Below are 26,567 nucleotides of genomic sequence, written 5' to 3' on the forward strand. Positions count from 1 at the left end.
TACTGTAAGGCTGATTAGGTTCAAGGGGTGTAATTTCAATCCACGCTTCCCAGTGGGAAGCGACAAACACGCCAACGCAGACATTATAGTTTGATTAAATTTCAATCCACGCTTCCCAGTGGGAAGCGACGCGAATAAATCAAATTAAGAAAACAAGCATATTTATTTCAATCCACGCTTCCCAGTGGGAAGCGACTGGAACGGCTTTGAAGATTTAAACTAAAAAGGAGTATTTCAATCCACGCTTCCCAGTGGGAAGCGACTATTCGATGAATCAAGCATATCAAGATAAGCAACTATTTCAATCCACGCTTCCCAGTGGGAAGCGACCGTCATATACGAGATTGCCAAAAAGTTAACATGAGATTTCAATCCACGCTTCCCAGTGGGAAGCGACGATGCTTGCCGGAGTAAAGTTCCAAGTCAATGATGATTTCAATCCACGCTTCCCAGTGGGAAGCGACGGGTAGTGCACACGATGAATCACCATCGTTAGATAATTTCAATCCACGCTTCCCAGTGGGAAGCGACTAGAAAAGATTGTGAGTGAGCTGGAAGCTGAGTGATTTCAATCCACGCTTCCCAGTGGGAAGCGACTGAAAATCCTAAAGTTGATGAGGATGGAGAACTTATTTCAATCCACGCTTCCCAGTGGGAAGCGACGAGGCCAGGCGTTTGTCATAAGGCAAAATATAAGCATTTCAATCCACGCTTCCCAGTGGGAAGCGACCATGGATAGATGGAGCAATGATAATAAATGCAAAGATTTCAATCCACGCTTCCCAGTGGGAAGCGACAGCAAAAACAATAAAAAATTTCTCTCCCATAGAGATACCTGTTTAATTAAACAAACTTTTCGCCACACACTACAATCACAGATCCAATATTTATCCATGTTTCAGCAAAATCTTCATAATTTCTCGGTGCGAATCTCCCGACATTTTTATGTTCACTACCCATTCGCACTAAATGATTTTCGTAACCTCATTCTCCTTTCCTGACATGTAACTTCGACATAAATACTTGCAAAGCCTTGTTCCTTGGTGGGTTCTTGATACATCCTCAAACAATATTTAGAATATCTTCATCCAACAATATTCATTATCCGTAAAACACACCCATTAGTCTGAAAAAATCATGCCAAGGATCATGGAGTGTTTTAAACTCTTCTTGATAATCGCCTCGCTCTGCGGAATCCTCAGATCCCATGCCAACTTCCCCGGAAGTTCCTAGCTGAAACTATAGTTTTTCATCAACTAGCCAGCTTATAAAATGATCAACCAGTTCTTGCTTTTTCTCATCACACAGCTTGAGTTTTTGATTAATTTGAGAAAGCAGGCTGTCCTTCGCTTGTCTGAAAATACCCAGCAGGAGGTAATCCGGCGTAACGTCCAGGGCCTCACATATTTTAAGCAATGTTTCAATGCTGGGAATAGAATGATTGTTTTCGATATTGGAAATGTGGTTGTTGCTAAGTCCTGTGGCTTCTGCGACGTCATCCTGGGTCAGGTTCAATACCTTACGCCTTTTCGCAATCCGTTCTCCTAATTCTTTATAATTAATCTCCAAATTTCATCACCCTGTTTAACTTTATCAATTACAAATATTATTCTTAACAAACTACAAGGGTATTTATACACTTGTGTTTGTATTTTTATAGATATAAAATGGTTCAAATACCTTTTCAGTTGTATATTAATTAGACTTTGGAGGGAGATACTTTGCTGACTATCGGCATTTGCGATGACAGGCCGTTGTGTCGTCATTTATTGGAGGCATACATTCATTTATATGAAGAAAAAAAGGGACTATTATTTCACATTTCTCAATTTGGCAGTGGGGAAGAACTTCTCGAAGAAGTTAATAAACATGGGATAATTTTCAACCTTCTTTTTCTTGATAATAGTATGAAAAAGCTGACCGGTCTCGAAACCGCCAAGCAAATCCGGCAATCCGAGTCCCTGTCAACATGCAACATAGTATTTGTGACATCTGCAGATGATTATGATCAATTCAGACAGGTCCAGCCTTTACAGGTAGTATGCAAGCCCGGTACCCAGGAAAGTATTGATGAAATATTGGACAAGGTTCTGGCTTCCTTCATCTTCAATCGATCCTTGTCTATGTAATATTCGTAACTCGAACTAAGAAGAACTCTATGTTCAAACAATGGCGTACAGGGAGAAATTTCACAGTCTACAGTTTGAAAATCGCCTGTTTTGAGATGACTAATCAAGATTAGTCAGACCTCAAAACAGGGCAATTTTTAATCATCCTCTGGGTGTGCCATTATTCCATGAATGATAGTTCTTTTTAAAAATTCTCCTTGACTTATCTTGCAAAAGCGATAAGCTGTTCATTAGGAGGCGATAGTGTTGGATGATAAGGTAATGGATCTTCTTGCAAAGATCCTTGAAAACCAAACCGATACTAATTTCCAACTTAAAGAATTAACCTCTCGAGTCCAAAAAATTGAAACACATGTCGAAAATGATTTAGGCTATAAAATTAAAGCATTATATGATGCTCGCGAAATACAAAATGAGAAAAATGATACTATTATCTGTGCCCTCGAAAGAATCGAAACTAAAATTGAAATCTTGCAAATGGAAACAGCCCATGTACGCAAAATAAAATAGAAAGTTTGAAGGAGTTGTCCACGACTCCTTTTTGTTTTACCCTTTGAAGACTCAAGTGGAACCATGGATGGCAAAAATCAACGGGCTTATTTTTTATTCTCCTTCCAGTGTAATAATAAGGATGAATTGATAATCACCGCGACTGAACCGGCATTATGTACCAGGGCACCCACAACAGGTCCGAGAACCCCTGCCATGGCCAGAATAATAGCGGCAAAATTCAGGGCCATGGATATGGCCATATTGAACTTGATGGTATTCATCGTTCGTTTTGCTAAAGCAAGCAAATGGGGAATGCTTTTTATATCGTCACCGACCAGGGCAATGTCGGCTGCTTCCACGGCGATATCACTGCCGATGCCTCCCATAGCAATGCCTACATGGGCTTTTTTTAGGGCAGGCGCATCGTTTACACCGTCGCCTACCATGCAGACCAATTCGCCGCTGCTTTGATACTCTTCGATAATAGCCAGTTTATTTTCTGGCAGGCAATCGGTATGGATATCCTGGATTCCTGCGATTTTTGCCATATGAGACGCAGCCTGGCGATTGTCACCCGTTAACAAGACGTTCTTAACCCCTAATTTCTCAATCTTCCTAACTACATTCACAGCATCGGGCCGCAAAGTGTCCGACAAGGCGATAAAACCCGAAGGCTCGCCGTCTACAGATACAAAGATGATGGTGCAGCCGTCATTTCTGTATGTATCCGCCTTGTCTACCATGGTTGGGGGTAAGAGGATAGAGTTATCACCCAGCAGTTCTGCATTCCCGGCCAGTATCCTGCGGCCGTCTACTAGGGCGGAAACACCGCGCCCCGCAAGCATCTGAAAATCGCTGGGTTCCGATAGGGATGGGTTAGAGGCAAGCGTGTAATGAGTGACAATGGATTTTCCTAATGGATGCTCGGAACGCAGCTCTGCGGAAGCCGTCAGAGACAGCAATTCAGCAACAGTCAGGCTGGAATCAAAGCTCTCGACGGCTGCGACGTCAGGTTTTCCATAGGTGAGGGTGCCTGTTTTGTCAAAGGCAATTCGCTTTACCGCAGATAGTCTTTCCAAGGCGTCGCCTTCGCGGATCAGGATACCAAATTTCGTGGCGTTACCGATACCGGCCATAATAGCTGTTGGCGTTGCCAACACCAATGCACAAGGGCAAAATACCACCAAGATGGTCACAGCGCGGATTATTTCATCGGTCACTAACCAGGTGGCTCCGGCCGAAAGCAAGGCAATAACTACAATCCAGGTAGCCCATCTGTCCGCAATCCCGACAATCTTCGCTTTGCCGGCGTCCGCCGACTGTACCAGCCTTATCATTCTTTGTAAGGAGCTGTCCTCGCCAACTTTTGTAGCCTTCATTTCGAATGTGCCGTACTGATTGACCGTGCCGCTATAAACCTCATCCCCCTCGCTCTTGTCAACCGGCAGGCTCTCTCCGGTCATCACTGCCTGATTAACCGAGGTTTGACCGTTGATAATGATGCCGTCTACAGCAATGGTTTCGCCGGCAAGCACCCGGAGGGTATCCCCAACCTTGACCTGCTCGGCAGGGACAATAACCTCGTCCCCATTCCTGGCGACCCTTGCCGTTGTAGGAGTGAGGTGCACCAGCTTTTCAATACCTGCTCGGGCTTTTGACACAGTTCGTTCTTCCAGATACGCACCGATTGCCATAATAAAGGCGACTTCCCCAGCGGCAAAAATTTCGCCTATGATAACCGCGGCAATTAAGGCGATGGCTACCAGTACGTCGGCTTTTATATCAAATTCTGTAACGAGGCCGACAACAGCCCCCTTGATGATCGGTATCCCGCACAATAAAATTGCCAACCATGCAACATCAAAGGGTAAATCCCCTACATTTAAGAAGCTGATTACCACGGAAATGAACGATATTGCAAGGAATAGGACTGTCCTTTTTTCCTCGTCTTTCAATAGTTTTATCATCTATATCATCCTTTCAGATACCTATTTCTTTTACCGTTTTCAGTTAAAACAATTATGTTAATCCTTCTATCTTCCTGAGTAGATTCTATTGAATTTTCTCAGATAATGAGCAATAAGAGTTCATTAGTTAGTTCTGAAATCATTAGCCCCTCAACTTTAGTAAGACTTTCTTATTATTTGAAATTCAAGCTATATAGGCAAAAAAAATCCCTCCCAAAAGCCATGTTTCAGCAATTTTGCAGATATGTAAAAGAAAAATCGACTAGAATGGTTTTGTTTTAATTGAGTATAGACTTTACTGGCTCAGATTAGAAAGTCTCCATATTGATCTTTTTAAGGGTATCATTAAATTGCTTTATTTCGTCTTCGCTCAAAACTGAGACCATCTGTTCTGTTAATTGTATGTGGTAGTTATGGTGTTCTTCAAAAGCCTTCTTCCCTTTTTCTGTTAATACAATTAAGTTAACCCGTCTATCTTCCTGAATTGATTCACGTTTTGCAAAATTTTTCTTCTCAAGCCTGTCGACTGTAACCGTCGTAGTTCCCGTAGTGACTCCAAGTTTTTGAGCTAGAGATTTCATATTTATTTTTTCGTGTTCCCCTAATACTTCTAAAGCATGAGCCTCTGAAATTGTTAAATCACTGGCACGTACTATTGAATTTTCCCAAGACGAAAACCCGTTAAAGAAAAATAAAAGTTCATTGGTTAATTCCTCTCTCATAAGCCATCCTCCATATTTAGTTATAGTATCTTATTGTTTGGTATTCAAGATGTATTATACTAAAAATATCTCTCCCTGACAATACATACTACAATTCGGAAACAAGTCATAAAAAAAGGCTTGAACACCTTGCAACTGCGAGGGCTTTCAAGCTTTTTATGATTTTAAACTGTCAAAGATAAGATTGTCTCAGCCCTAATCCAAAATGTTTTCTCCGCAGAGTGCTGAGCGCTTCTTTGGAACTGCAGCCGGCAAGCAACCCGGTGATGACCGCTGTCATGATAATCAGCCCTATAAAAATCCTTCGTTTCATTTCCTCATCACCCTTTCACGTCATTTCTTATATAGACGGAAATTCAGGCGACTTTCTTCTGTTCTGGAAAATAAAATATCTTTCAGTGCTAATCTCAAATACAGAAAACTTGAATTCAAAGCATCGGTTCATACATCATTGGCATGATATTATTTCTCCGCAGCTTGACAGATCTTCACCTCAATATAAATCATCAAGAGCGGGCTCTTTCTTTCGGGCTTGTACCAAGAAACTTACGCGCGTAAGCTTCTTGGTAAACAGCTCAATTACTAATTACATCTTGACAAACATATTAGTTTGGACTAATATTTCAAGTAGATATTAGTGCGCACTAATATATGGAGGTTATGTACATGGATTATTTAGACATTAAAGTCAAGTTTTTAAAGGGTTTTGCCGATCGAACTCGTCTGGAGATATTAGAATCCATACAGATCGAAGAGAAAACTGTGCTTCAAATCGTGGGCGAAATCAAGGGAAACCAATCTAATGTCTCTCAACATCTAGCCTGTCTAAAAGGATGCGGTATCGTCACCGCACGTCAAGAAGGGAAATTTGTCTATTATTCCCTACGCGATGAACAAGTCAAAAGCTTGCTGACTATGTTTGATACTGTCTTAGGTGATGTGGTACAGCAAGTAGCGGCCTGTGATAAAAACGACCAATGCCTTTGCGGAAAGAGTGAGTTGAAATGCCTAACCAAAAGGAAAAAAATATCTCCTTAAAAAAGGAGATCTCTACTAGCCATCAATCAGAAGACACTGAAAATCAGTTTCAGATATTATCACAGGCAGAAGTACCTCTTGATTCCAATTGCAGTTGTTGTCAACCCTTGGAAAACTTAGAAAGGAGTCATAAAAGGGTTGAATTTACTGTTTTGCATACTTCTTCAGTTAAAACACAACCAATAACTCCATTCCCCATCACTAACTCTTCAAACAACAGTTCTTGTAGCGATCATAATGGTTCTTGCGAGATTCCAGATCAAAATCTTATCGATATTCAAGAATTAACCGGAAATATCCTGGAATATCGTATTGAAGGCATGGATTGTGGGGTCTGTGCCCAGACGCTTGAGAAGTATCTAAGAACATTACCAACAGTCAAAGAAGTAAATGTAAACTTCTCTACCGGTAAGATGCAAATAGTTCATGATATAACAATTGAAGAAATTATTAAAGCAGTGTCCAAATCAGGCTTTAAAGCCACTTTAATTTCAAGAACCAAAGATAAGACATATATGCCGGTATCAGTTGCTAAAAAATCCCCAGTCTCTTTAAGTACATTCTCTGGTATTTTCCTACTATTGGGCTATCTCTGCTCCAAATTAACTGGAGTTCCAGAGTATCTTTCCCTGATAATGTACATGGTATCGATTTTAACCGGGGGATATAGACCCGCAAAAAGCGCTTTTTATGGTATTAAAAGCAAGTCATTAGACATGAATGTGCTCATGACCACGGCTGCTTTTGGTGCAGCGATCATTGGGCAATGGCTGGAAGCCGCAACAGTGGTTTGGTTATTTTCACTGGGTACTACCCTCCAGACTAGAACCATAGATAAAACGCGAGATTCAATTCGTAGCTTAATGAACTTGGCCCCGCCCGAAGCATGGTTAAAAATCGGCCAAAATCTGACCCGCGTATCCGTTGAAGATATTTCGATAGGGGATATTATTGTAATAAAACCTGGTGAAAAGATACCCCTAGACGGCGAAATCATCTCAGGAACTTCAAGTATTAATCAAGCTCCGATTACCGGAGAATCTATTCCTGTGGACAAAAGTACAGGAGATACGGTATTTGCAGGAACCATTAATGAGAACGGTTCAGTCGAAGTCAGAGTTAGCAAGTTGATCGAAGATACTACAATCTCAAAGATAATTCACCTTGTCGAAGAAGCCCAAGAGAAAAAAGCCCAAACCCAAGCCATCGTCGATCGTTTTGCCAAGATTTATACACCCATTGTTTTTCTCTTAGCACTGTTAACCATGGTTATTCCACCTTTGTTGGCCTTGGGCACATGGCATGAATGGTTTTACAAAGCTTTAGAGTTACTCGTAATTGCCTGCCCCTGTGCATTAGTAATTTCGACTCCTGTCGCAATAGTATCAGCGATCGGGAATGCGGCTAAAAACGGAGTCTTAATTAAAGGTGGAACATCCTTAGAGGTTGCGGGTACTGTACAAGCCATTGCCTTTGATAAAACCGGTACTCTTACCGCCGGCAAGCCAAAAGTTTCACGAGTTGTTCCAATAAATGCTTCAGAGCAAGTGATCTTAGGTGTTGCTCGAACGATTGAAGAATATTCCACACATCCTATTGCGCTAGCTATATTAGATCATGCTAAAGCACATAATATTTCCGGCCAGCAAGCAGATTCCTTTAAGGCTATTGTCGGGAAAGGGGCCGAAGCATCCATAGAAGAAACACGATATTATGCTGGTAAACCGAGCCTATTTACAGAAATGGGGTTATCTCTTACCTCTGATTTACAAAGCCTTATTGAGGACGCACAGAATGAAGGCAATACGGTTGTTGTAGTAGGAACTCAGTTAGAAATACTAGGCTTAATTTTAGTTGCCGATTTTGTTAGAGAGGTAAGCGTTAGAGCTTTACAAAGGTTAAAGCATCTGGGTATTGAGCAAATTCTTATGCTAACAGGTGACAATGAAGGAACTGCCAGAAAAGTTGCCGCAGAAACCGGAGTTGATCGATACTTCGCTGAATTACTTCCTGGAGATAAGGCAACTATGATTAGAGCGCTTCAAAACCAAGGGAAAGTTATTGCAATGGTGGGTGATGGTATTAACGATGCTCCTGCATTAGCTACTGCAAATATTGGAATAGCGATGGGTGGAGCAGGAACTGATACCGCTATGGAAACCGCAGACATTGTTCTTATGGCGGATAATCTGGAAAAGCTTCCACACGCCATCAAGCTAAGCAGAAAAACGCTCAAGATTATTAAGCAAAATATCTGGTTTTCCCTTCTCGTTAAACTAACTGCCATACTGTTAATTTTCCCAGGTTGGCTTACTTTGTGGATGGCGGTCCTGAGTGATACTGGCGCAGCTTTAATCGTAATACTAAATAGCATGCGCTTGATGAGAATAAAAACTAATAATTAGGTTGAGATATCTAGTCATTAGTTCCGAAACTTGCATAAACGAATATTCAAACAGCCGACTTTGAGTACATGAGATTCTAATCATTACACTTAATCATTCATGACTGAATTGTCTGCCTGACATGGGGTCGTTGGGGGTCGGCAGCTTCTCGCACATCCGTTTACTCAGTTACTCCGAGGCTCGCCCACGCGCTGACCTGGGAGCTCCGCCAAACCTCAGGGTAATACCGAAGTGAACCCGTGGCTGCGCTTCCCAGGTCAGCTTTGTGGCCTTTAGCGCCTCTCCGTAAAATCCTTCACTCCTGTGCGAGAAGCTGCCTTTGGGGTCTGATAGGGTTTTTTTCAGAGTAGGTAAAAGACTTTATAGAGGGGATTCGTGATAAAAAAAGCAAACGAGAGGACAAGCAAAACTTCGTCTTCAAGTTTGCTTTTATTTGTGGATCATCTTGTAAGTTAGTCGTAGTAACGCAGATAATCCAAAGAATTTCCAGTGTCCTCATTGACAACAACTTCAAAATGAAGGTGCGGCCCGCTAGAACGCCTAGTTGAACCCACTAATCCAATCGTTTGCCCCTAAGAAACCGTCTGTCCGGCAGAAACAAAAGTTTCGAAGAATGGGCATAACGTTAATCCTTTACCCGCCCCAGCTTCCGTAATAACCGCCACAACAGCCGTAACCGTTGCCATAGCCATAACCTGGAGCCTGCTGTCCAGGTTGATTAGGGTCTGCTGGTTGAGCCGTCCGGTACATTTGCGGATAAGCTGGCGCTGCAGAGGCAGTAGATGCCCCCACCGTAAGTAAAGCAACACATACAAAAAATACTCGGGATATTTTTGATAATTTCATTCTGTTCTCTCCTTTCTAAGTTGTTAAGCATAGTATAGAGTTGTTATTTAACGACCACGTCACGAATTCTTAACATTTTTGTTATATAGTTAATTATTTTTGATCGCTAAGCTCGTTCAGATGGGGCAAATAAAGGGTGAAGACGGCTCCATGCCCGGGTTCGCTTTCCGCCGATACTTTTCCGCCATGCATTTCAACGATTTTTTTAACGATAGAAAGCCCTAAGCCTGTTCCGGTTCCACGCCTAGATCTAGACTTATCGACTTTATAGAATCTTTCCCAAATATTTTCAAGCTCTCCCTGAGGAATACCGGAACCGGAATTTTTCACGGAGATATAAGTATAATTATTTTTAATACCCAACTCTACGTCTACTGCACCACCTGCTTCCGAATGTTTAATGGCATTGTCCAATAAATTCGTAAGAACCTGTTTGAGGCGATCGATATTTCCCCATACGGTAATAGTTTGCTCTGGTGCAGTTAGCGTTAAAGTGATTTCTTTAGAATTTGCCATATTTCTTAAACGCTCAACGGTGATTTGAGCGAGTTTATTCAAAACCACATATTCCATTTCATCAAAGCTTTTAACAGCTTCCATTCCTTTTAAGTCGAGTAAATCGTCCACCAGTCGCCTGAGACGCTCGGATTCGTCAATAATGTTGCTTAGATAGAGATTCTCCTGTTCCTTCGACTTGACCAGCCCGTCCAACACTGCCTCGGAAAAACCCTGGATAACCGTTAAGGGAGTGCGTAACTCATGTGAGACATCGGAAAGTAGTTCCTGCCTCAAACGGTCAAGCCTCTCGATAGCCTCGATTTTTTCTTTAAGTTGAGTCGACATGCGATTAAACGATCGGGCAAGACGCCCCACCTCATCTTCCGAGGTAACCTGAATTTGCCTGCCGATCTCACCTTCTGTAATTAGACGTGCTGTTTCTTCCATTTTTGCAAGGGGACGGATCATCTTTCGCGATACAAATATACTTAACACAGTAGCTAATACAATCCCTATTAATGCTCCTATAAGAGTAATTCCCAAAATATTGTTAACGTGCTGCTTCATGCCTGCAATTGGGCTATAGATAACTACCGAACCAATAACCTTATTATCTTTAATTAATGGAACAGCCACAAGAAACAGCTCTTCATTGACCCCAGCAATCTTACCGGCAAATACAACATTTTTGCCACTGAGGACTTGCTCTCTAAAACCTGGCTCTAAAAGTAATTTGCTTGGTGATTGATCTTGAGATGTTTGACCGTACAAAGTATTTCCATCGGTATCCATAATAGTAGTTTTAGCACTTAAGACTTTAGTCAAAATATCCAATCTATCATTGATAATCGATCTCTGAGTGTTCTCATATTTGTTAAACAATATTATGACTTCTTCTGCCTCATTGATAAAAAAGCGCGCTTGTTGATTATACACCAGAGAAGTAATCTGCTGAGCCTGTATCACAACGGAAAACAGATAAACCGCTAGTACTATAAGTACAATTGCCAACCAGAGCTTACTCACTAAGCTATTTCTTAATGACCACTTAATTCGAATTTGTAACCCACCCCTCTAACTGTCTGTATAAAGTCACTGTAACCCACCTGGTTTTCCAGCTTGGATCTTAAGCGATTGACGTGGGTATCAACAGTACGGGAATCTCCGCAGTAATCGTATCCCCAGACCATGTTGAGTAACTGATCTCGACTATAGATTTGCCCCGGTCGTTTAGCCAAGCAATGCAACAATTCAAATTCTTTTGCCGTTAAGCTTATATTTATTCCATCAACCTCAACTTCACGAGTTATCTGATTGATTTTGAGACCAGGGTAAGCAAGGATATGTTCCTTACTTTCTTCCCCTTCCAGCCTTCTTAGGACAGCCTTGACTCGGGCACTGAGTTCACGCGGGCTAAACGGTTTTACGACGTAATCATCAGCCCCTAAATCGAACCCTAACACTCGATCATTCTCTTCTCCCTTGGCTGTTAGCATGATAATAGGAATCTTGGTTTCTTTTCTTAATATCTTGCAGACCGTCCAACCATCTAATCCCGGCATCATCAAATCGAGGATGATAATATCCGGATTATCTTTCCGAACCATCTCTAATGCTTTGTTTCCATCCTCTGCCTGGTAGACGTCAAAACCTTCTGCTACAAGGTAGAGGCACACAATTTCCCTTATCCGATCATCATCGTCTGCTATCAAAACCTTATTGTTCAATGTATCTCCCCCTTCTATACTATTGACAGCACCAATTCCTATAAGCATTACTCCAACTATCATCGTGAGGACTTCTATACCAATAATATTCCGGCTGATAGTTTGGATTGATTGGACTGAACCAAGATCCATTGATATCAGAGGCAGCTGATTTAACATCAGGTATACCTTTATCTGGGACAGCTGTAGAAGAGGGATTAGGTTGGGCTTGGATTGGGCTAACATTTAGATTTTCTTGCCAAGGACGGGGTTCCGCAAAGGCTTGTGTTAAAAAAAGACCTGCAACAAATAATGTGATAACAATAAATATCATTAGTGCCTTCTTCTTCATTGTAGCCCCCCCATTATCAATCAATAACTCTATTATATCTTAAGAGGATTACATGGAGTTAACGGGTTTTTAACATTTTTGTTAAACTTCGATTATCTGAATTACTAAATCACTGATTGAATAAATGGAAAATGTTCGTATCTAGTGTTTATACTCCCTGACAATCCATATTACAATTCGGAAACAAGTTACCCACTGCACAACAGAATTGTAGCTAAATGTAATACGACTCCCAAAAACAAAAGACCTATGATTTTCAAAATCATAGGAGGGTTGAGAGCTTTCCTTCAGCAAACATTCAGTTCATCCTCAATTCCAATTCAGCAATCTTAGTTATAATGCCAATATCCCAGTGAAGCATTACACATGAGGAGAAACGAGGTGTGAACACTGAACCAAGCTATCAAATATCGTCATGAGTTAAAATTCTTTGTTAATTTTCATCAATACTACACCCTGCGGCAGCGCCTTAAAAACCTGATGGAACAAGATGAGCACGTCGGTCCTACCGGAGAGTACCATATTCGCAGCTTATACTTTGATGACATCGGCAACAAGGCCCTTGCTGAAAAATTGGGAGGGATAAGTCAACGTAAGAAATACCGGATCCGCATCTATAATTTAGAAGACAAGGTGATTCACTTTGAAAAAAAGATTAAGAACGGGGACTATATTGCCAAAGTCAAAGAGTCACTCACCAGAGAAATGACTGACAACATCCTTGCCGGGGACTATCAGGGACTTAAGAACCCGAGCAACCCGTTTTTGTTGGAATTGCACAATGAAATGGCTCATAAATTGCTGCGCCCAAAAGTGATTGTCGATTATGTCAGAGAGCCTTATATTCAGCCGCAAGGTAATGTTCGCATCACCTTTGATAAAGACCTGAAAAGTGGTTTGCAGCGCACCGATGTCTTCAATCAAGAGTTGAGTATGGTTCGGGCCTTGTCAGAAAACCACATTATCCTGGAAGTTAAATACGATGAGTATTTACCCAGCCCTATTCGAAATGTCTTACAGTTGGAGGGCTTGCAGCGTCAGTCTGCCTCGAAATATGTAATCTGCCGAAAATATATTAAATTAAATTCATGGGAGGACCAATAATGAACACTGATACAGCGGCTCTTACCTTTACAGATATTATTAAAAACTCTGTCATGAGTAATTTTGTTTCCGATATCGCCATCTCTCAAGTCCTAATTACCATGACCATGGCCTTCTTTGTCGGCTTCTTCATTTATCTGCTTTACAAGCGAATTTTCAGCGGTGTCTTATACTCGAAGAGCTTTAATGTGACCTTAATCGGTATTACGATGGTGACTGCCATGATTATCATTGCCATCAATTCAAATCTGGTCCTCTCCCTCGGTATGGTCGGTGCACTCAGTATTGTGCGCTTTCGAACTCCCATTAAAGACCCTACCGACCTGATTTTTATTTTCTGGGGTGCCGCCGCAGGCATTGTTGTGGGGGCTGGGTTCTATTCCCTGGCCATTATGGGATCCATTATGATTGGCTTAGTGATGTTTATCTTTATCAAGAAGTCCTCCTTCGAAACCCCCTACCTGCTAGTGGTTAATTGCGACGGCGACGAGAGCGAAAAAAACCTTCTCAGCCTAGTCCACAAACATGCCAAACGATATAATCTGAAACAAAAAAACGTATCCTCAAACAATCTTGAAATAACTCTTGAAGTTCGAATTAAAGATAAAGAAAGTAGTTTTGTCAACGAAATTTCGGCACTTGTTGGCGTGAAAGACGCTGTACTCATCAGCTACAGCGGAGATTTTGTATCATGATCGGTGGTGTTTAAGGAATGAAGTTCAAACTCCCAGTACCGTTTCTTCTTTTCGGATTTGTTATCCTCTTGATTATCGGGGTCATGAGTAATGGAGGATTCACCCAAAATTATACTTCCGAGGCCTCGACGAGCAACTCAGAAGTTATAGACAACAACGCTGTCCTCGACGAAACAGTGTTTCCCAAAGACAAAGTCGTCGATGTGAAAATCACCATAGATGACAATGATTTTCAAAATCTCATAGAAAATGCCACAGAGGAGGAATTCAAAACCGCCTCTGTCGAATATAACGGCATAAAGCTTGATAATATCGGCATACGTGCCAAAGGCAACTCCTCCCTGCGGAGTATTTCCCAGTCAGATTCCGAGCGTTATAGCTTTAAGCTGTCCTTCGATGAATATATGGACAATCAGACCTTGGCTGGACTCTCTAAAATTAACCTCAACAACATGTACAGCGATGCCTCCTATTTGCGAGAATTCCTCACCTATGAATTAGCCGAGGCAATGGGACTGCCGACCCCTAAATACTCTTACGTCAATATCTACGTCAATGACGAGCTCTGGGGCTTCTATCTCGCAGTGGAACAGATCGGAGATGCCTACCTGGAGCGGAATTACGATAATACCACCGGTGAATTGTACAAGGCCGAAATGAATGGCGCAGGCAGTGATCTCACCTGGTTGGGAGAGGATGTTTCATCTTATTCAAGCCTGGTCGAGAAATCAAAGTCGTCGGATAACGATAGCCTGATTAACATGTTGAATGAACTCAATAACGGCAGCGATTACGCGAAGGTGTTGGATGTGGAAGAAGCACTTGGCTATGTTGCTCTTAACGTGCTCAGCGCAAATATGGATAGCTACTTGGGCCAAAACAAGCATAATTATTATTTGTATGAAAATGATGGCGTCTTTTCCATACTGCCTTGGGATTATAATATGGCCTTCGGAGGATTTGGGGGATCTAATATCTTAATTGATGAGCCTACGCAAGGTGCTTTATCTGAAAGACCCCTTATAGCTAAGCTGCTTCAAGTGGAGGAATATAAGGCAACTTATCATGAAATGCTTAGTGAAGCTATTGAAGGCTACTTGTCTGATGCCCAGTTCCAAACCAGAGTGCAAGAACTGACTCAGCTCATCGAGCCCTATGTCATGGCGGATCCCTCCGCCTTCTCCACTTACGAAGAATATGAGCAAGGGGTAACTCAATTACTAGCCTCTAATACCTCTAATGTTCAAACTATCGCCCAGCAGCTTGAGGGAACAATTCCTTCCTCGGGAGACGGTTCAGGTAGTGGTGACAGTCGCGGAGGTGCTATGGGCAGGGGGCAAAGAGAAAATAATGCCCAAGGGAATGAACCAACCGCACCAGAAGGACAGCCCGTGGCCAACGCTCAAAACACGGACACCCCGGCACAAGTGGAGCAGAGTCCTAAGGGACAGACTGACCCAAATCAGGCTATCGGGCAACAACAGCCTAATGACCAACAAAATGAAGCGCCACCATTTGCTAAAGGGGGGCAAGGCGGCCCACCAAATGGCATGGGGGGCAGAGGCGGCATGGGCGGTGATATGAACTCTACAATTGGCCAAGGCAGCGTCACCGAGTTAATTACGACCGGGATTTCACTGGTTGTTCTCCTTCTTGCCGGCTTGTTTATAACATTTTTTAAACGCAAACGTTAATAGGTCAGCACAAGAACATTCTAACTAACATCAACTTTAAAGGAGTAAAGCAATGACATTAAAAAAACTTAAGACGATTTATGTAGGGCTGTTCACCATCCTCTTAGTTGCTGTAATTGGAATCGGATCTGTTTATGCTACTCAAAACAACATTGTTGCCAAGGTCAACGGGGTGGCCATCTCTGAGACGGAGCTACAGGAGTTTCTGCTTCAGCAAGGGGGCAGTGATGGCTTAAATACTTTGATTCAACAGAGTATCATTGAGCAAGAAGCCGAAAAACAGAAGATCCAAGTTACTGAGGCGGATATTGATAAGGAACTTGCCACAGTGAAAGCATCCTTTGATAGTGAAGAAGCCTTTAGCCAAGCCCTGGCAACAAATGGGATCACTCTGGATACTCTTAGGACAAATATCCTGACCAATCTTCAAATGACCAGACTGCTTGAAGCCCAAAATCCTATAACTGAAGATGAAATTAAAGCATACTTTGATACGAACAAAGACAGTCTTGACGTTGCCGAGGAAGTAAACGCCAGCCATATTTTAGTGGCAACCGCAGAACTTGCCAACGAGATTAAAGCAAAGATTACAGCCGGTGAGACTTTTGCTGACTTAGCTAAGCAATATTCAACTGACGAAAGTACCAAAGAGCTAGGTGGAAACCTTGGCTTCTTTGCTAAAGGAGAAATGGTACAAGAATTTGAAGAGGTGGCCTTCTCTTTAGAAGTTGGCCAAATCAGTGATCCTGTCAAGACAGACTACGGATATCACATTATTAAGATTGAAGCCAGAACGGAAGCAAAGGCAGCCACTCTTGAGGAAAGCAGGGATAAAATCAAAGAGATCTTGTTAGCTCAAAAATTGACGACAGAATTTGATCCTTGGCTTCAAGAACGTTTAGCCGAGTATACTATCGAAAATTATTTGACCTAGAATTGTACAACCTTCATTCTATCGACTACGAGGGGGTGGCTAGCCCCCTCGTTATTTGCTTTTAGGGGATGGAAAATTCAAAAGAAAGGAGCACATTCTTTGACTCAACCCCTACCGGTTAAGTTTATTTACTAGGTTGTATGTGATAGAGTATCTTTGGTAAATTCATTACCATTAAGTTCATCAATAGCAGAAATATTTCCCCTTCTATAACACTGTGGTTTTAACTCGATTAATTGTTGCATTAATTTTTTTCGCAAAATTTCCTCCGACTTAGCTAGAGGTATCAAAGTGATTTAACTTTCCCATTCGAATTTTTCGAGTAAAAAGACTAACGAATTGAGAGGAACAACTATGAAAGTGAACGCGTATGCAATTAATTCATTTGCCAAAACCACCGAAGGAGGTAACGCGGCAGGAGTAGTTCCAAATGCTGATTTTCTGTCAGATGTACAAATGCAAAAAGTAGCTGCCATTCTCGGATTCAGTGAGACAGCATTTGTTCTGAAATCAAATCTAGCGGATTTCAGGGTAAGATTCTTTGCCCCGAGGGAAGAAGTGGATCTATGCGGACATGCTACAATAGGAACCTTCTATACTTTGGCAGCTCTAGGCTATCTAAAGCCGGGCAGCTATCTGCAGGAAACCAAAGCAGGAATTTTGGGAGTTGAAATAACGAAAGACCTGTCGATAATGATGGGTCAGCCGCTCCCCTCTTTTTTTGAAACCGTTGAAAAGAGCGAAATCGCCGATTCATTAAACATTGAAACAGCCAGCATCCATGAAGATCTACCGGTTCAAATAGTATCCACAGGTTTGAGGGATATCATAGTGCCCATAAAAAGCTTGGATATTTTACACACTATAAAACCGGATTTTGAAAAAATCAGAGAAATCAGCCGAAAGTACAATGCAGTCGGTTATCATGTATTCACACTTGAATCAATCAACAACTCTACCGCCAGCTGCAGAAACTTTGCCCCCTTGTTTGAGATCCCGGAAGAATCCGCTACAGGTACATCAAACGGCGCTCTTGGCTGTTACCTTTATAAATACGGCAAGCTCGATTTTAATCAAGCTTCACATATTAACGTTGAACAGGGTTATTCTATGAAAAAACCGTCGGAAATACTGGTTTCTCTGGCAGTTGATGGGACGGAAATCAAAGGAGTCAAAGTTGGCGGGAAAGCATTAAATTTATCGTCAATTATAGTTGCCATAGATTAGTTCAATCTTAGCAAGACTCACAGGCTCAAAGGGCCAGCACTTTGCAACTTGCAAAAATGCTGGCCTTTCGTCTTTCCTAAAGAAAGCAGGCAGGTTATATAGTTACAGGCGTTCTCTTGTATAAAACCGGTATTGCCGCCGCTATAAGGATCATACCCATAAAAGCGGGTGCGGCATGACCTAGTGATACATAGATTTGACCTCCAATGATCGGCCCGATCATTCTTGCCAAAGCCTGAATAGATTGGCTGCCTCCTTGAATCCTTCCTTGTTCACTGGAATCGACAGACTTGGAGAGCATCCCATTGAATGAAGGTCCAAAGATCGAATCCCCAAAACCAAATATAAACATTCCAACGATTAAAAGAGGATAGAATGAGAACAAAGCCGATGCTGCAATAAAACTGTAGCCTATGATCTCCGCAACCATGCCAAGAATTGCAATGCGAGCATCACTAAGTTTCAGCAAAAGCTTTGGCATTATCAAACCTTGGGAAATGATGTCTTGGATGCCCATAATTGAAAACATGAGTCCGATTAGGGCAGGCTTCCAACTGAAAGTATCGATTGTAAATTGTGAAAAAACTGCCTGTAAAGATCCGTTGGGTATCCAAAGTAAGAAGGCTGAGACAAGCAGCCTGTTTAAGTTTTTCATGGCAAGTATGTTTGCCAGCTGGGTAAATGGATTGAGTCTTGTAAAGGTTATCTTTTTCAGTCTATTATTCTTGTCAAGGCTCTCAGGCATATAAAAGAATCCATAAACAACATTCAATAAAGTTATTATTGCTCCAAAATACAAAGGTACAGAATAGCCAAACTTAGCAAGTAATCCGCCTAGAGTTGGGCCAATGACGGTGCCTACACCTACGACCGCACTCACCCACCCAAAGTACTTGGTCCTCTGTTCCGGAGGAATGATGTCTGCAAAATAGGCGAAGATAGTGCTTATGGTCCCGCCTGTTATACCATCGATGATGCGCCCGACAAATAGTATCCATAGAGCTCCTCCTATGCCAAAAACTACGTACCCGATTGCGGAACCCAAAAGGCAAATTAAGAGTACCGGACGACGGCCATATCTGTCGCTTAAAGCTCCAAGTCCGGGAGCCGCCAAAAACACGCAAACTGCATAAACAGAGGTCAGCAGCGTAACAACTATAGCTTGATCTCCCGGATTGCTTATATAAGGCTGCACTAAGAATGGAACGACAGGTGCTATGATCGTGAAGCCGATTCCGCAAAGAAACACAGACATAAGACCGAATATTAAAGCCTTTTTATCGACGGTTGGTTCTGTGGTTGGTTCATTGTGTGATCTAAATTTGAACATTAAATTCTCCCCTCAAGAGTTGTGTTTTTGCTTCCTTGGAAGCATAATTAATCCTATTATAGTTTTCCTTCCTTGTCAACAAAAATAATAGCAATGAAAAAGCAGCCTGTTCTCAATAGAGTTGGGCTGCCTGTGGTTTTCATTATTCAAATTGATTCCGACTTAATATCTGCACCCAGTTTCTTTATTTCTGCATCCAAATGCCTGCTATACTTTTCCACGAAGCTAAGCATACTTTCAAATTGTTCCTCGGTTACCTGCTCAAATACGGCCTTATCCCGCTCTTGAAACTCTTTGTGCAGTTCCTCGTGGATTTCATAAATTGCTTTCCCTTGCGGAGTCAAGCGAAAATAGATTTCTTTCTTGTTATCCGGCTTCTGATAGCTTTCGATAATGCCTTTTTTTATGAGCTTTTTAGTCATTTTACTTATGGCACCGCTAGTCATATAAAAGGACTCTACAAGTTTAGTCCCGTTGGAATCTTCATTTCTTCCAATGTATTCGATGCAATGTACTTCAGAAGACTTATAACCCTTGAGACTGTCTTCCATCTTAGACTTATTAAGCCAAACCAGCTTGTTAAATAAGTCCCTGAAACCCGCTATGACCAGTTCTTCTTTGTTCATGCCTGTCCTCCCACCCGTTGGTGCATTAACCATATTATCTTAGATTTTTGTTGCTATTCAACACAATCACGTCTACTTCCCGAATATCCTTCCGGCTGATCGCCCCACTAATTTTTTGCATGGCTTGGATAATATCTCAAAATTAATTTCACAACTTTCAAAACAGTGGGGTTTTATGGCAAAACATTTACCTACCTTATTGAACTGTCTCATTTGTTTAACGGAAAAATAAAGCCCACTAATTAGCGATGTACCATTGTTCTGTATTCCAATCAGAACTGAGCGAATCTTAGTCATAATAATCTAACTCTACTTATTTAGCTGTAAGATATGTTTAAAATAATTATTGACATGTTTCCTAACACAATGAGGGTTATGAAATTATGCTTTGGTTGATATTAACGTTATTTGATAAATCTTTTATAAGAACCCCTAGTTCTGTCAATTCAAACGGTTTAATTACAAAGTGTTTAATCTTTCCTTCTTTGACCGCCTTTTGTAAATCTTGTGCATCAAAGTAAGCACTCATAATTACTACTATTGTTTCTGGAACTAAATCCCTTAATCTATCCGCAGTTTGTAAACCACCTAATCCAGGCATCCTCAAATCGAGCAACACAAGATTAGGCTTCTCCTCCATAACAAGTCCTAAAGCCGTTAATCCATCAGATGCTTCTTTAACATAGTAACCTTCTTGAGTTAAAAACTCACACATAAGTCGGCGTATACCACAATTATCATCAACCACTAAAATATGTCTATTATTCCCCAACAAAAATTCCATCCTCCTTTGCCCAGCAAAATAAGAATATGGTAATCGTTATTCGTCAAGCGATAGTAATTTATTAACCAGTTCAGTAACCATTATTTCCATACTATTTATTTCATCTAATATAACTAGTGAATGATTGACTTTATTATTCAACTTACCCAGTTCTACAAATCCTTTAAGAACTGTTAAATGGTCAATTAAATTGTCACAAATACTGACTATTTGATCTTTGTTCATATTCAATCCGCCTCTATAAATAATGGAAAACCCTTTTGAAAGAGGAAAGAAACTTTTTGAAAACAATTTTCTTTTTCTACCATAATTATTATATAATCCTTATTCTATATTCTTTTATTTACATATTCAAGCAAGGATGAATAAGAAGAAACCAAAAAAGCACCGTTAAAAACGATGCTCAATTTGCACGGGTTTGTACAATTACCGGTTCTTACAGATAAAACTAAAGCTAGAATCTAATTCTGGGTATGTCCGCTTCCTTAAGATTGTCTTCCCATGTCCAAAAATGAGCCTCTCCGTTGCCCACCCGGAAAAGAATAAAGTTAGGATCATCTGCCGTATTTATACCCAGGGCTTTTAGAAAAGGTCTTTCGTCTAAAGCATTAGTTTTTAAAACAATATCCTCAACAAACTCTACACAGCCTGTTATCCGTAAATGCTTTACAGGTTGCAATGTTACAAAACAAAGTTCCACATTAGAATTAGCTAACAGTTGAGAGTATAAATTCTTAGAACTGGCAGTTGTAAAATAGATTCCATCCTCTTTTACCCACAATGGAACCATTCCCCTACCCCTAGGTTGACCTCCATCGTTAGTACACAAGGTACACGTTGCTTGACTCTCGGTGATAAATCTAATGCAATCTCCAAAATCCATTTCTATACCTCCTTTTGACTTTTGTATATTCTACCAAAATATCAGAAGAAGGTCTTTGCTAATTTTGCTTATTGTTTTTCCATATTTGCTATTGTGATTGCCTTATAAAATCAGTTGGAGTTATCCCAACTTTTTTTAAAAAAGTTCGACTAAAGTGGCTGAGGTTGTTAAAACCGCTTTCAAAACAAATTTCGGTGACTGACTTATCCCTACACTTTAGAAAGAGTTCCTTAGCATGATCGATTTTAACATCTAACATATAATTCATAGGTGTTTTTCCGACTTCTGCCTTGAAGACTCTCGAAAAATGGTACGGACTCAAATTTGTAACCATAGCAAGGTCATTTAGGGTAAAGTCTGTTTGATAGTTCGCATGAATATAGTCTATGGCTCGGGCAATAGGTTTCTTCTCGGCATAGGATCGTTCATTAACCGGAAGAAGACAATTACTTTTAAGATGTCGAAGCAGATAGACTCCTACCTGGATGGCTATGCTTTGGGTTATTAGGTTATATCCAGATTGCTTGAACTTTAACTCGTTAACAAAGTCTGTTAGCATATTCTGGAGGTAGGCATCGTAAGCGTAACTAATGTTTTCAAAGGATAACTCCATAGTGTTGGAGATGGATTTAGCTATATTGTTAAGGAAGTGAACATCCAGGAATAAAGCAATAAGTGTCTTAATGGAAGTTTCCTCAACGGCTATGTGGGGCTGTTCGGAATTTACGGGTAAGATTTTATTGCATTCAAGTTTCACAGTTTTCTTGTGAAACTTATAGGTGGTGGTAGCTCCAAAGGGAATAATGAACTCATATCCTCGATGAATATGCTCAACCTCGTTAAAGTTCATAGGTTGCTTAGTTATAAAAACACCCATACTATCTGTAACAAAAGCGTCTACAGTACTTGGAGATATGGGCTGTAATTGCCCTAAAATTTCTATCCATCTCTTCTCCAAACCTATCTCTCCCACCTAAAATCTGTCGAGCAGTTTAAATTCTTGTAGGCTAATTTTACCATAATATTATGCTATAAAAACCCATATCGAATTATTATATACAGAAGCGATTAATATTCCAAATTATAGCTCCTATCCGACAAATAAATGCGACAAATTTTTAAGAACATTGGATGTACAATCTAATTATTAAAAAATATTTTTACATAACGGAGGGATTTATTTTGTATTACGACCTTGCATCCAATGTACTAGATGTAATGTTATTATGTGGTATTCTGATCTGGATTAACTTATCTCTCAAAAGCAAATATTCCCGTTTTTTGTTAGGTATTCTATTCGGACTTATAACTATCTTTGTGATTAAGGGCAGAATTGAAGTTTTTGAAGATCACTTTTATGACTTCCGAAATATCACTATGACGATGGCAGGATTTATTGGTGGTCCGATCACTGCTATAATTGCAGCTTTCATAGGTGGGCTTTATCGATATTTTGTAGGTGGAAACGGATCCATGGGCGGCGTCTTCAGTATTATCGTTTTTGCTTGTTTTGGAAGTATCTTAAGAAACCAGGTGAAGAGTAATCAAAATGGCAAAAAACTTCTATTTTGGTATATCATCGGATTTATTATGTCATGTATCTCTTTATTTGTTGTGGCCTTTACTCCCCCGTGGGGGGATAATAGGACAGTTGTTCTTAGTGTCATTACTGTCCCTGTTTTAATCATCAATCCAATTGCCACAACCATATTATTTAACTTCTACTTCTTGATTTCCGAGTTCTTTGGCAAAGCCTCAATCCTAAATGCAATTGTTAACGTTAGTCCAATTAACTTAATGGTTTTCGATAATAATGGGCCTATTCTGCAAAGTGAAAATCTAAAAATGCAACATCAAACTTCCCAAATTGCAGAAACCTTTGTTCAATCACCGGATTGCCAAAGAACCTCCTTGAACGCCACAAAACAGGAGCATTTAGAAATCTGTACAGTTGATCAGAGACACTATGTCGCTGACTTGTGTAGTTTTCAGCTGCCCTGTGGGGAATTTGCCTGTGCAGCTATCCTTAACGATGTTACTGATCGAGTGAAAGAACAAGAAAATCTCAGAGGCGCAACTAATCGATTTGCCAAAGCATTTCAGTTAGGTCCTCATATGATGGCTATAGTTCAGATGTCTGACTTTCGATATATATATGTTAACGATCGTTTCCTTGAAGAAAGAAATTTCAACCGTGAAGATGTAATCGGTAAAACACCCATCGAGTTAGGCTTGCCTGAGAGTGAATTTGGGCAAATCATGGAAATCCTAGATATACAAGGGTCTATACAAAATGTTGAGTGTTCATTGGTAACGAAATTCGGTTTGATAGGTACGGTGATTCTTTCTGCTGAAAAGATAAAAATCGACGATCAAGAATGTATTCTGTTTGCTTATAATGATATTACTGAAATGAAACGACTGCAAACAGAAAGACTTGATCAACTGTCAAAATATTTGACATTAGAGGCGGAGCTTTCTCGAAGCAACCAATTAATAGCAGATATTATCAATAGTATGCCGGACGTATTTTACGTATTAGATGATCAATGGCGCTTTACCTATATCAATAAAAAAGCCTCAGAGTTATTCCTCAAAACACGAGAAGAGCTCTTAGGTGAAGTTATATGGGAAGCAACCCCCCAAGCCCGAGGAACTTTGCTGGAATTAAATTATCACAAGTCGATCATTGATTGCCTACCTATAACATTCGAATACCTTGACTTTTCGCATAAAGATACATGGCATGAAGTCACTGCGTATCCTTCCAAATTTGGATTGACCGTTTATTATCGAGATATTACCAAACAAAAACTAGTACAGGAAAAATTGGTTGCATCTCAAGAAGAAATGACCTACATCCTTGAAAGTATGACAGATTGTTTCTTTGCCATTGACAGCAACTGGCTTTTCACTTATGTAAATCGCGCAGGAGAAAAGGTGATGGAAAAATCACGTGAAGAATTAGTAGGCATGAAATTGACGAAAGTTTTTGAGGCTAATGACACCACCCTCCAGCGGTTTAATGAAGTAATGTGTGGAAAGAGGTCGGTCACTTTTGAAATTCTTTCGGAAGCCTTAAGTAATAAGTGGTTAGAGGTAAGTGCTTATCCTATAGGATCCGGCCTAACCTGTTATTTTCGAGATATTACAAGCCGAAAGATGGCTCAAGATGAAATGGCCAGACTCGACCGTCTTAACCTTGTCGGACAATTGGCTGCAGGGATCGGACATGAAATAAGGAATCCACTGACAACAATTCGTGGCTATCTCCAATTGATTGGCATTAAACCAGATTACGCAATTCTGAAGCCAACCTTTGACCTAATGATTTCAGAAGTTGACCGTGCAAATTCCATAATTACGGAATTCCTTTCCTTGGCTCAAACCAAAAAAAGCGAACTGAAACAACAAAGCCTTAACGACATTCTTGATCAGCTATATCCGCTTTTAGAAGCCGATGCGTTTTCTCAAAACAAACAAATCCGCTTCACTCTGGGAGAGATTATCGATCTAGAATTAAATGCCAAAGAAATCACTCAACTCATTCTCAATCTAACCCGCAATGGGCTCGAAGCAATGGAAGAAAGGGGCTGCCTGACTATAGAAAGTTATTCACAGGATAATAAAGTGGTACTGGCAATTAAGGATGAAGGATGCGGTATTCCACCTGAAAATAACCAAAAACTCGGGACCCCCTTCTTTACGACTAAAGATACCGGTACTGGGTTAGGTCTAGCTACATGCTACAAAATTGTCGAAGCACATGGAGCTAAGATCTGTGTCAATTCCAGCTCAAGAGGTACAACATTCTATATTTCTTTTCCTATTCCAGATAAGGCAAAGGAAAAATGCCAAATGATCGCCTGAACGTCATCATGTATTCAAAATATTTATGCAATTATCTGAATTTTTAGAGGATTATTAATGGTATATAGCGAAGTATTCTATGTAGTAAGCTACTGGGTTCCATGATAAATCTTGCTTCTGCTCTAAGTATAGGTCTTTCTCATTCTATAAAGAAAAGAGATGGTTATCTTTGAGTAACGATTATCTTTTGGTTGTAGATGATCATTTTGGTGTACGGCAACTTATGTGTGAATTTTTATCTCAGGAAGGTTTTCGCGTTAAAGAAGCTCCCGATGGCTATACTGCTTTACAAATAGCTAGTGAAGAGAAACCCAAACTAACATTCTTAGATTTGAAAATGCCTGGTTTAAGTGGATTAGACACTCTGAACAAATTGCAACAAATACGTCCAAAGACGCAAGTGGTTGTAATGAGTGGTTATACCCAAGATAATGCTTTGACATCCGCTGTCCAGAGTGGTCTTGTTAAACACTTTTTAACCAAACCTTTTGACCTAGATAATTTGCGTCTGATATTACCTAGCTTACTGAGTAATCCTTGGGAGTCCTCAAATTAAAACACCACTCGTCAAAAACTGGGGCGGTTTCCGAAAGTCAAAATTGCCCTGCTTGATTGAAAGCAGGCCTTGCTACCTGTTAGTTTTTGCCCATTTATAATAGGTAGGAATTTTTCGATACTCTGGAGAAAATACACGCTAGTGCAGCTCGATTGGAAGAGTAGTTGATTCGTTATCAGCTTGCGGGTTCGATTCCCATCACCAGCTCCATCTAAGGCAACCTTTCGCTGCTGTTAAAAATCTCAAGCATTTAACATCTTGAAATGCGTCGGTCTGACCATAAACTCAACAACTACAGGCACCTGTCTTTCAAAGGTATGGAGAAACTATATCTGCTCTTCATACCTTTTTATATGTTCCTAAGTACTCAACCTGACAAAACTTTAATACTTCCCGAATTTCTTTTCGCTTATGAGAATTTTCGTCTTTGTTGCAGCTGCCTCGGCAGAGGCATCTTGCATAGGGCTTGAATTTTGCCTCCTCTCATTAGCCTGATTGGCATTTTCGGCATTTAGTTTTGTCTCGGAGGCTATTTCTTCAAGAGATGCAGTCAGCTGTTCGATGGAACTCGCCTGCTCAGTAACTCCTTGTGAAAGAGCAATACTTGAAACCGATACCTGTCTGGACCCTGCTGCCGGCTGCACAGAGTTGCGGAGAGTGTAGCCTGCTCCCCTCTGCTGCATCAGACTCTTTCCGTCCACTGCCTAAA

26 protein-coding genes, 1 tRNA gene, 1 pseudogene and 1 CRISPR repeat array (1 of these 29 running past the window's edge) are annotated in these 26,567 nt (G+C 40.7%); of the genes and pseudogenes, 12 read left to right on the top strand and 16 right to left on the bottom strand.

Annotated features, from left to right (window positions below; all coding sequences use genetic code 11):
- Positions 1–797: direct repeats of the CRISPR family, unit length 32 nt; unit sequence ATTTCAATCCACGCTTCCCAGTGGGAAGCGAC (it extends 235 nt beyond the left edge of the window).
- Between the two features lie 442 nt (positions 798–1,239).
- The gene (locus tag LJE72_RS06845) at positions 1,240–1,569 is read right to left on the bottom strand and encodes a helix-turn-helix domain-containing protein (RefSeq protein ID WP_229246883.1); all 330 of its coding nucleotides are present in this window, start codon (positions 1,567–1,569) and stop codon (positions 1,240–1,242) included.
- Between the two features lie 152 nt (positions 1,570–1,721).
- On the opposite strand from LJE72_RS06845, the gene LJE72_RS06850 reads away from it, so the two are divergent.
- Positions 1,722–2,129, top strand: a complete 408-nt coding sequence (locus tag LJE72_RS06850; RefSeq protein ID WP_229246884.1) for a LytR/AlgR family response regulator transcription factor — start codon at positions 1,722–1,724, stop codon at positions 2,127–2,129.
- Between the two features lie 243 nt (positions 2,130–2,372).
- Positions 2,373–2,639, top strand: a complete 267-nt coding sequence (locus LJE72_RS06855) for a hypothetical protein (protein WP_229246885.1) — start codon at positions 2,373–2,375, stop codon at positions 2,637–2,639.
- An 86-nt stretch (positions 2,640–2,725) separates the two neighbouring features.
- Here LJE72_RS06855 and LJE72_RS06860 read toward each other — a convergent pair whose 3' ends face one another.
- The 3 genes from LJE72_RS06860 to LJE72_RS06870 all read right to left on the bottom strand — a co-directional run bounded on the left by LJE72_RS06860 (position 2,726) and on the right by LJE72_RS06870 (position 5,623).
- Complete coding sequence (locus LJE72_RS06860; RefSeq protein WP_229246886.1) at positions 2,726–4,588, bottom strand: heavy metal translocating P-type ATPase; 1,863 nt, start codon at positions 4,586–4,588, stop codon at positions 2,726–2,728.
- Between the two features lie 308 nt (positions 4,589–4,896).
- Positions 4,897–5,310, bottom strand: coding sequence for a MarR family winged helix-turn-helix transcriptional regulator (locus LJE72_RS06865; protein ID WP_229246887.1), 414 nt, complete (start codon positions 5,308–5,310; stop codon positions 4,897–4,899).
- A gap of 172 nt (positions 5,311–5,482) precedes the next feature.
- A complete protein-coding gene (locus tag LJE72_RS06870; protein WP_229246888.1) occupies positions 5,483–5,623 on the bottom strand; it encodes a hypothetical protein in 141 nt (46 codons plus the stop codon).
- Between the two features lie 353 nt (positions 5,624–5,976).
- On the opposite strand from LJE72_RS06870, the gene LJE72_RS06875 reads away from it, so the two are divergent.
- Both LJE72_RS06875 and LJE72_RS06880 read left to right on the top strand, forming a co-directional pair.
- Positions 5,977–6,348 (top strand): ArsR/SmtB family transcription factor, encoded by a 372-nt coding sequence (locus tag LJE72_RS06875; RefSeq protein WP_229246889.1) that lies wholly within the window; start codon positions 5,977–5,979, stop codon positions 6,346–6,348.
- The gene (locus tag LJE72_RS06880) at positions 6,315–8,753 is read left to right on the top strand and encodes a heavy metal translocating P-type ATPase (RefSeq protein WP_229246890.1); all 2,439 of its coding nucleotides are present in this window, start codon (positions 6,315–6,317) and stop codon (positions 8,751–8,753) included. The genes LJE72_RS06875 and LJE72_RS06880 overlap by 34 nt, the downstream gene beginning before the upstream one ends.
- Positions 8,754–9,205: 452 nt before the next feature.
- Here the strand turns inward: LJE72_RS06880 and LJE72_RS06885 are convergent.
- From LJE72_RS06885 to LJE72_RS06905, 5 genes and pseudogenes are all read right to left on the bottom strand, one after another.
- Positions 9,206–9,378: pseudogene (locus LJE72_RS06885) on the bottom strand (M23 family metallopeptidase); the annotation flags it as partial.
- Positions 9,379–9,386: 8 nt separating this feature from the next.
- A complete protein-coding gene (locus LJE72_RS06890; protein ID WP_229246891.1) occupies positions 9,387–9,599 on the bottom strand; it encodes a hypothetical protein in 213 nt (70 codons plus the stop codon).
- Positions 9,600–9,692: 93 nt separating this feature from the next.
- Positions 9,693–11,123: a sensor histidine kinase gene (locus tag LJE72_RS06895; RefSeq protein ID WP_229246892.1), complete on the bottom strand. Its 1,431-nt coding sequence runs from the start codon at positions 11,121–11,123 to the stop codon at positions 9,693–9,695.
- Between the two features lie 11 nt (positions 11,124–11,134).
- A complete protein-coding gene (locus LJE72_RS06900; protein ID WP_282437864.1) occupies positions 11,135–11,872 on the bottom strand; it encodes a response regulator transcription factor in 738 nt (245 codons plus the stop codon).
- Positions 11,844–12,155, bottom strand: a complete 312-nt coding sequence (locus tag LJE72_RS06905; protein WP_229246893.1) for a hypothetical protein — start codon at positions 12,153–12,155, stop codon at positions 11,844–11,846. Before LJE72_RS06905 ends, LJE72_RS06900 begins: the two co-directional genes overlap by 29 nt.
- Positions 12,156–12,557: 402 nt before the next feature.
- On the opposite strand from LJE72_RS06905, the gene LJE72_RS06910 reads away from it, so the two are divergent.
- The 5 genes from LJE72_RS06910 to LJE72_RS06930 all read left to right on the top strand — a co-directional run bounded on the left by LJE72_RS06910 (position 12,558) and on the right by LJE72_RS06930 (position 17,809).
- Positions 12,558–13,259, top strand: coding sequence for a polyphosphate polymerase domain-containing protein (locus LJE72_RS06910; protein ID WP_312038900.1), 702 nt, complete (start codon positions 12,558–12,560; stop codon positions 13,257–13,259).
- On the top strand, positions 13,259–13,954 hold the full coding sequence (locus tag LJE72_RS06915) for a DUF4956 domain-containing protein (protein ID WP_229246894.1): 696 nt from the start codon (positions 13,259–13,261) through the stop codon (positions 13,952–13,954). Before LJE72_RS06910 ends, LJE72_RS06915 begins: the two co-directional genes overlap by 1 nt.
- Positions 13,955–13,971: 17 nt before the next feature.
- Positions 13,972–15,648, top strand: coding sequence for a CotH kinase family protein (locus LJE72_RS06920; protein WP_229246895.1), 1,677 nt, complete (start codon positions 13,972–13,974; stop codon positions 15,646–15,648).
- Between the two features lie 52 nt (positions 15,649–15,700).
- Positions 15,701–16,582, top strand: a complete 882-nt coding sequence (locus tag LJE72_RS06925) for a peptidylprolyl isomerase (protein WP_229246896.1) — start codon at positions 15,701–15,703, stop codon at positions 16,580–16,582.
- A 354-nt stretch (positions 16,583–16,936) separates the two neighbouring features.
- Positions 16,937–17,809: a PhzF family phenazine biosynthesis protein gene (locus LJE72_RS06930; protein ID WP_229246897.1), complete on the top strand. Its 873-nt coding sequence runs from the start codon at positions 16,937–16,939 to the stop codon at positions 17,807–17,809.
- 94 nt (positions 17,810–17,903) lie between these two features.
- Here the strand turns inward: LJE72_RS06930 and LJE72_RS06935 are convergent, their stop codons facing one another.
- The 6 genes from LJE72_RS06935 to LJE72_RS06960 form a co-directional block, all read right to left on the bottom strand.
- Complete coding sequence (locus tag LJE72_RS06935) at positions 17,904–19,139, bottom strand: MFS transporter (protein WP_229246898.1); 1,236 nt, start codon at positions 19,137–19,139, stop codon at positions 17,904–17,906.
- Positions 19,140–19,285: 146 nt separating this feature from the next.
- Positions 19,286–19,765, bottom strand: coding sequence for a MarR family transcriptional regulator (locus tag LJE72_RS06940; protein ID WP_229246899.1), 480 nt, complete (start codon positions 19,763–19,765; stop codon positions 19,286–19,288).
- A gap of 373 nt (positions 19,766–20,138) precedes the next feature.
- Positions 20,139–20,540 (bottom strand): response regulator, encoded by a 402-nt coding sequence (locus LJE72_RS06945; RefSeq protein WP_229246900.1) that lies wholly within the window; start codon positions 20,538–20,540, stop codon positions 20,139–20,141.
- 45 nt (positions 20,541–20,585) lie between these two features.
- Positions 20,586–20,774, bottom strand: coding sequence for a hypothetical protein (locus tag LJE72_RS06950; protein WP_014902817.1), 189 nt, complete (start codon positions 20,772–20,774; stop codon positions 20,586–20,588).
- A gap of 229 nt (positions 20,775–21,003) precedes the next feature.
- Positions 21,004–21,432 carry a pyridoxamine 5'-phosphate oxidase family protein gene (locus LJE72_RS06955; protein ID WP_229246901.1) on the bottom strand — a complete coding sequence of 143 codons (429 nt, stop codon included), beginning with the start codon at positions 21,430–21,432 and terminating at the stop codon, positions 21,004–21,006.
- Between the two features lie 88 nt (positions 21,433–21,520).
- Positions 21,521–22,390 (bottom strand): AraC family transcriptional regulator, encoded by an 870-nt coding sequence (locus LJE72_RS06960; protein WP_229246902.1) that lies wholly within the window; start codon positions 22,388–22,390, stop codon positions 21,521–21,523.
- A 224-nt stretch (positions 22,391–22,614) separates the two neighbouring features.
- Here LJE72_RS06960 and LJE72_RS06965 point away from each other — a divergent pair, with 224 nt between their 5' ends.
- The 3 genes from LJE72_RS06965 to LJE72_RS06975 all read left to right on the top strand — a co-directional run bounded on the left by LJE72_RS06965 (position 22,615) and on the right by LJE72_RS06975 (position 26,068).
- Positions 22,615–25,302: a LytS/YhcK type 5TM receptor domain-containing protein gene (locus LJE72_RS06965; protein WP_229246903.1), complete on the top strand. Its 2,688-nt coding sequence runs from the start codon at positions 22,615–22,617 to the stop codon at positions 25,300–25,302.
- 169 nt (positions 25,303–25,471) lie between these two features.
- Positions 25,472–25,858, top strand: coding sequence for a response regulator (locus LJE72_RS06970; protein WP_229246904.1), 387 nt, complete (start codon positions 25,472–25,474; stop codon positions 25,856–25,858).
- A 137-nt stretch (positions 25,859–25,995) separates the two neighbouring features.
- Positions 25,996–26,068 (top strand) — tRNA-Thr (locus LJE72_RS06975).
- A 173-nt stretch (positions 26,069–26,241) separates the two neighbouring features.
- On the opposite strand, the gene LJE72_RS06980 is transcribed toward LJE72_RS06975, so the two are convergent.
- On the bottom strand, positions 26,242–26,541 hold the full coding sequence (locus LJE72_RS06980) for a hypothetical protein (protein WP_229247055.1): 300 nt from the start codon (positions 26,539–26,541) through the stop codon (positions 26,242–26,244).
- Positions 26,542–26,567: the final 26 nt, after the last annotated feature.

This window comes from Desulfosporosinus shakirovi, assembly GCF_020595055.1.
Taxonomy (GTDB): domain Bacteria; phylum Bacillota; class Desulfitobacteriia; order Desulfitobacteriales; family Desulfitobacteriaceae; genus Desulfosporosinus; species Desulfosporosinus shakirovi.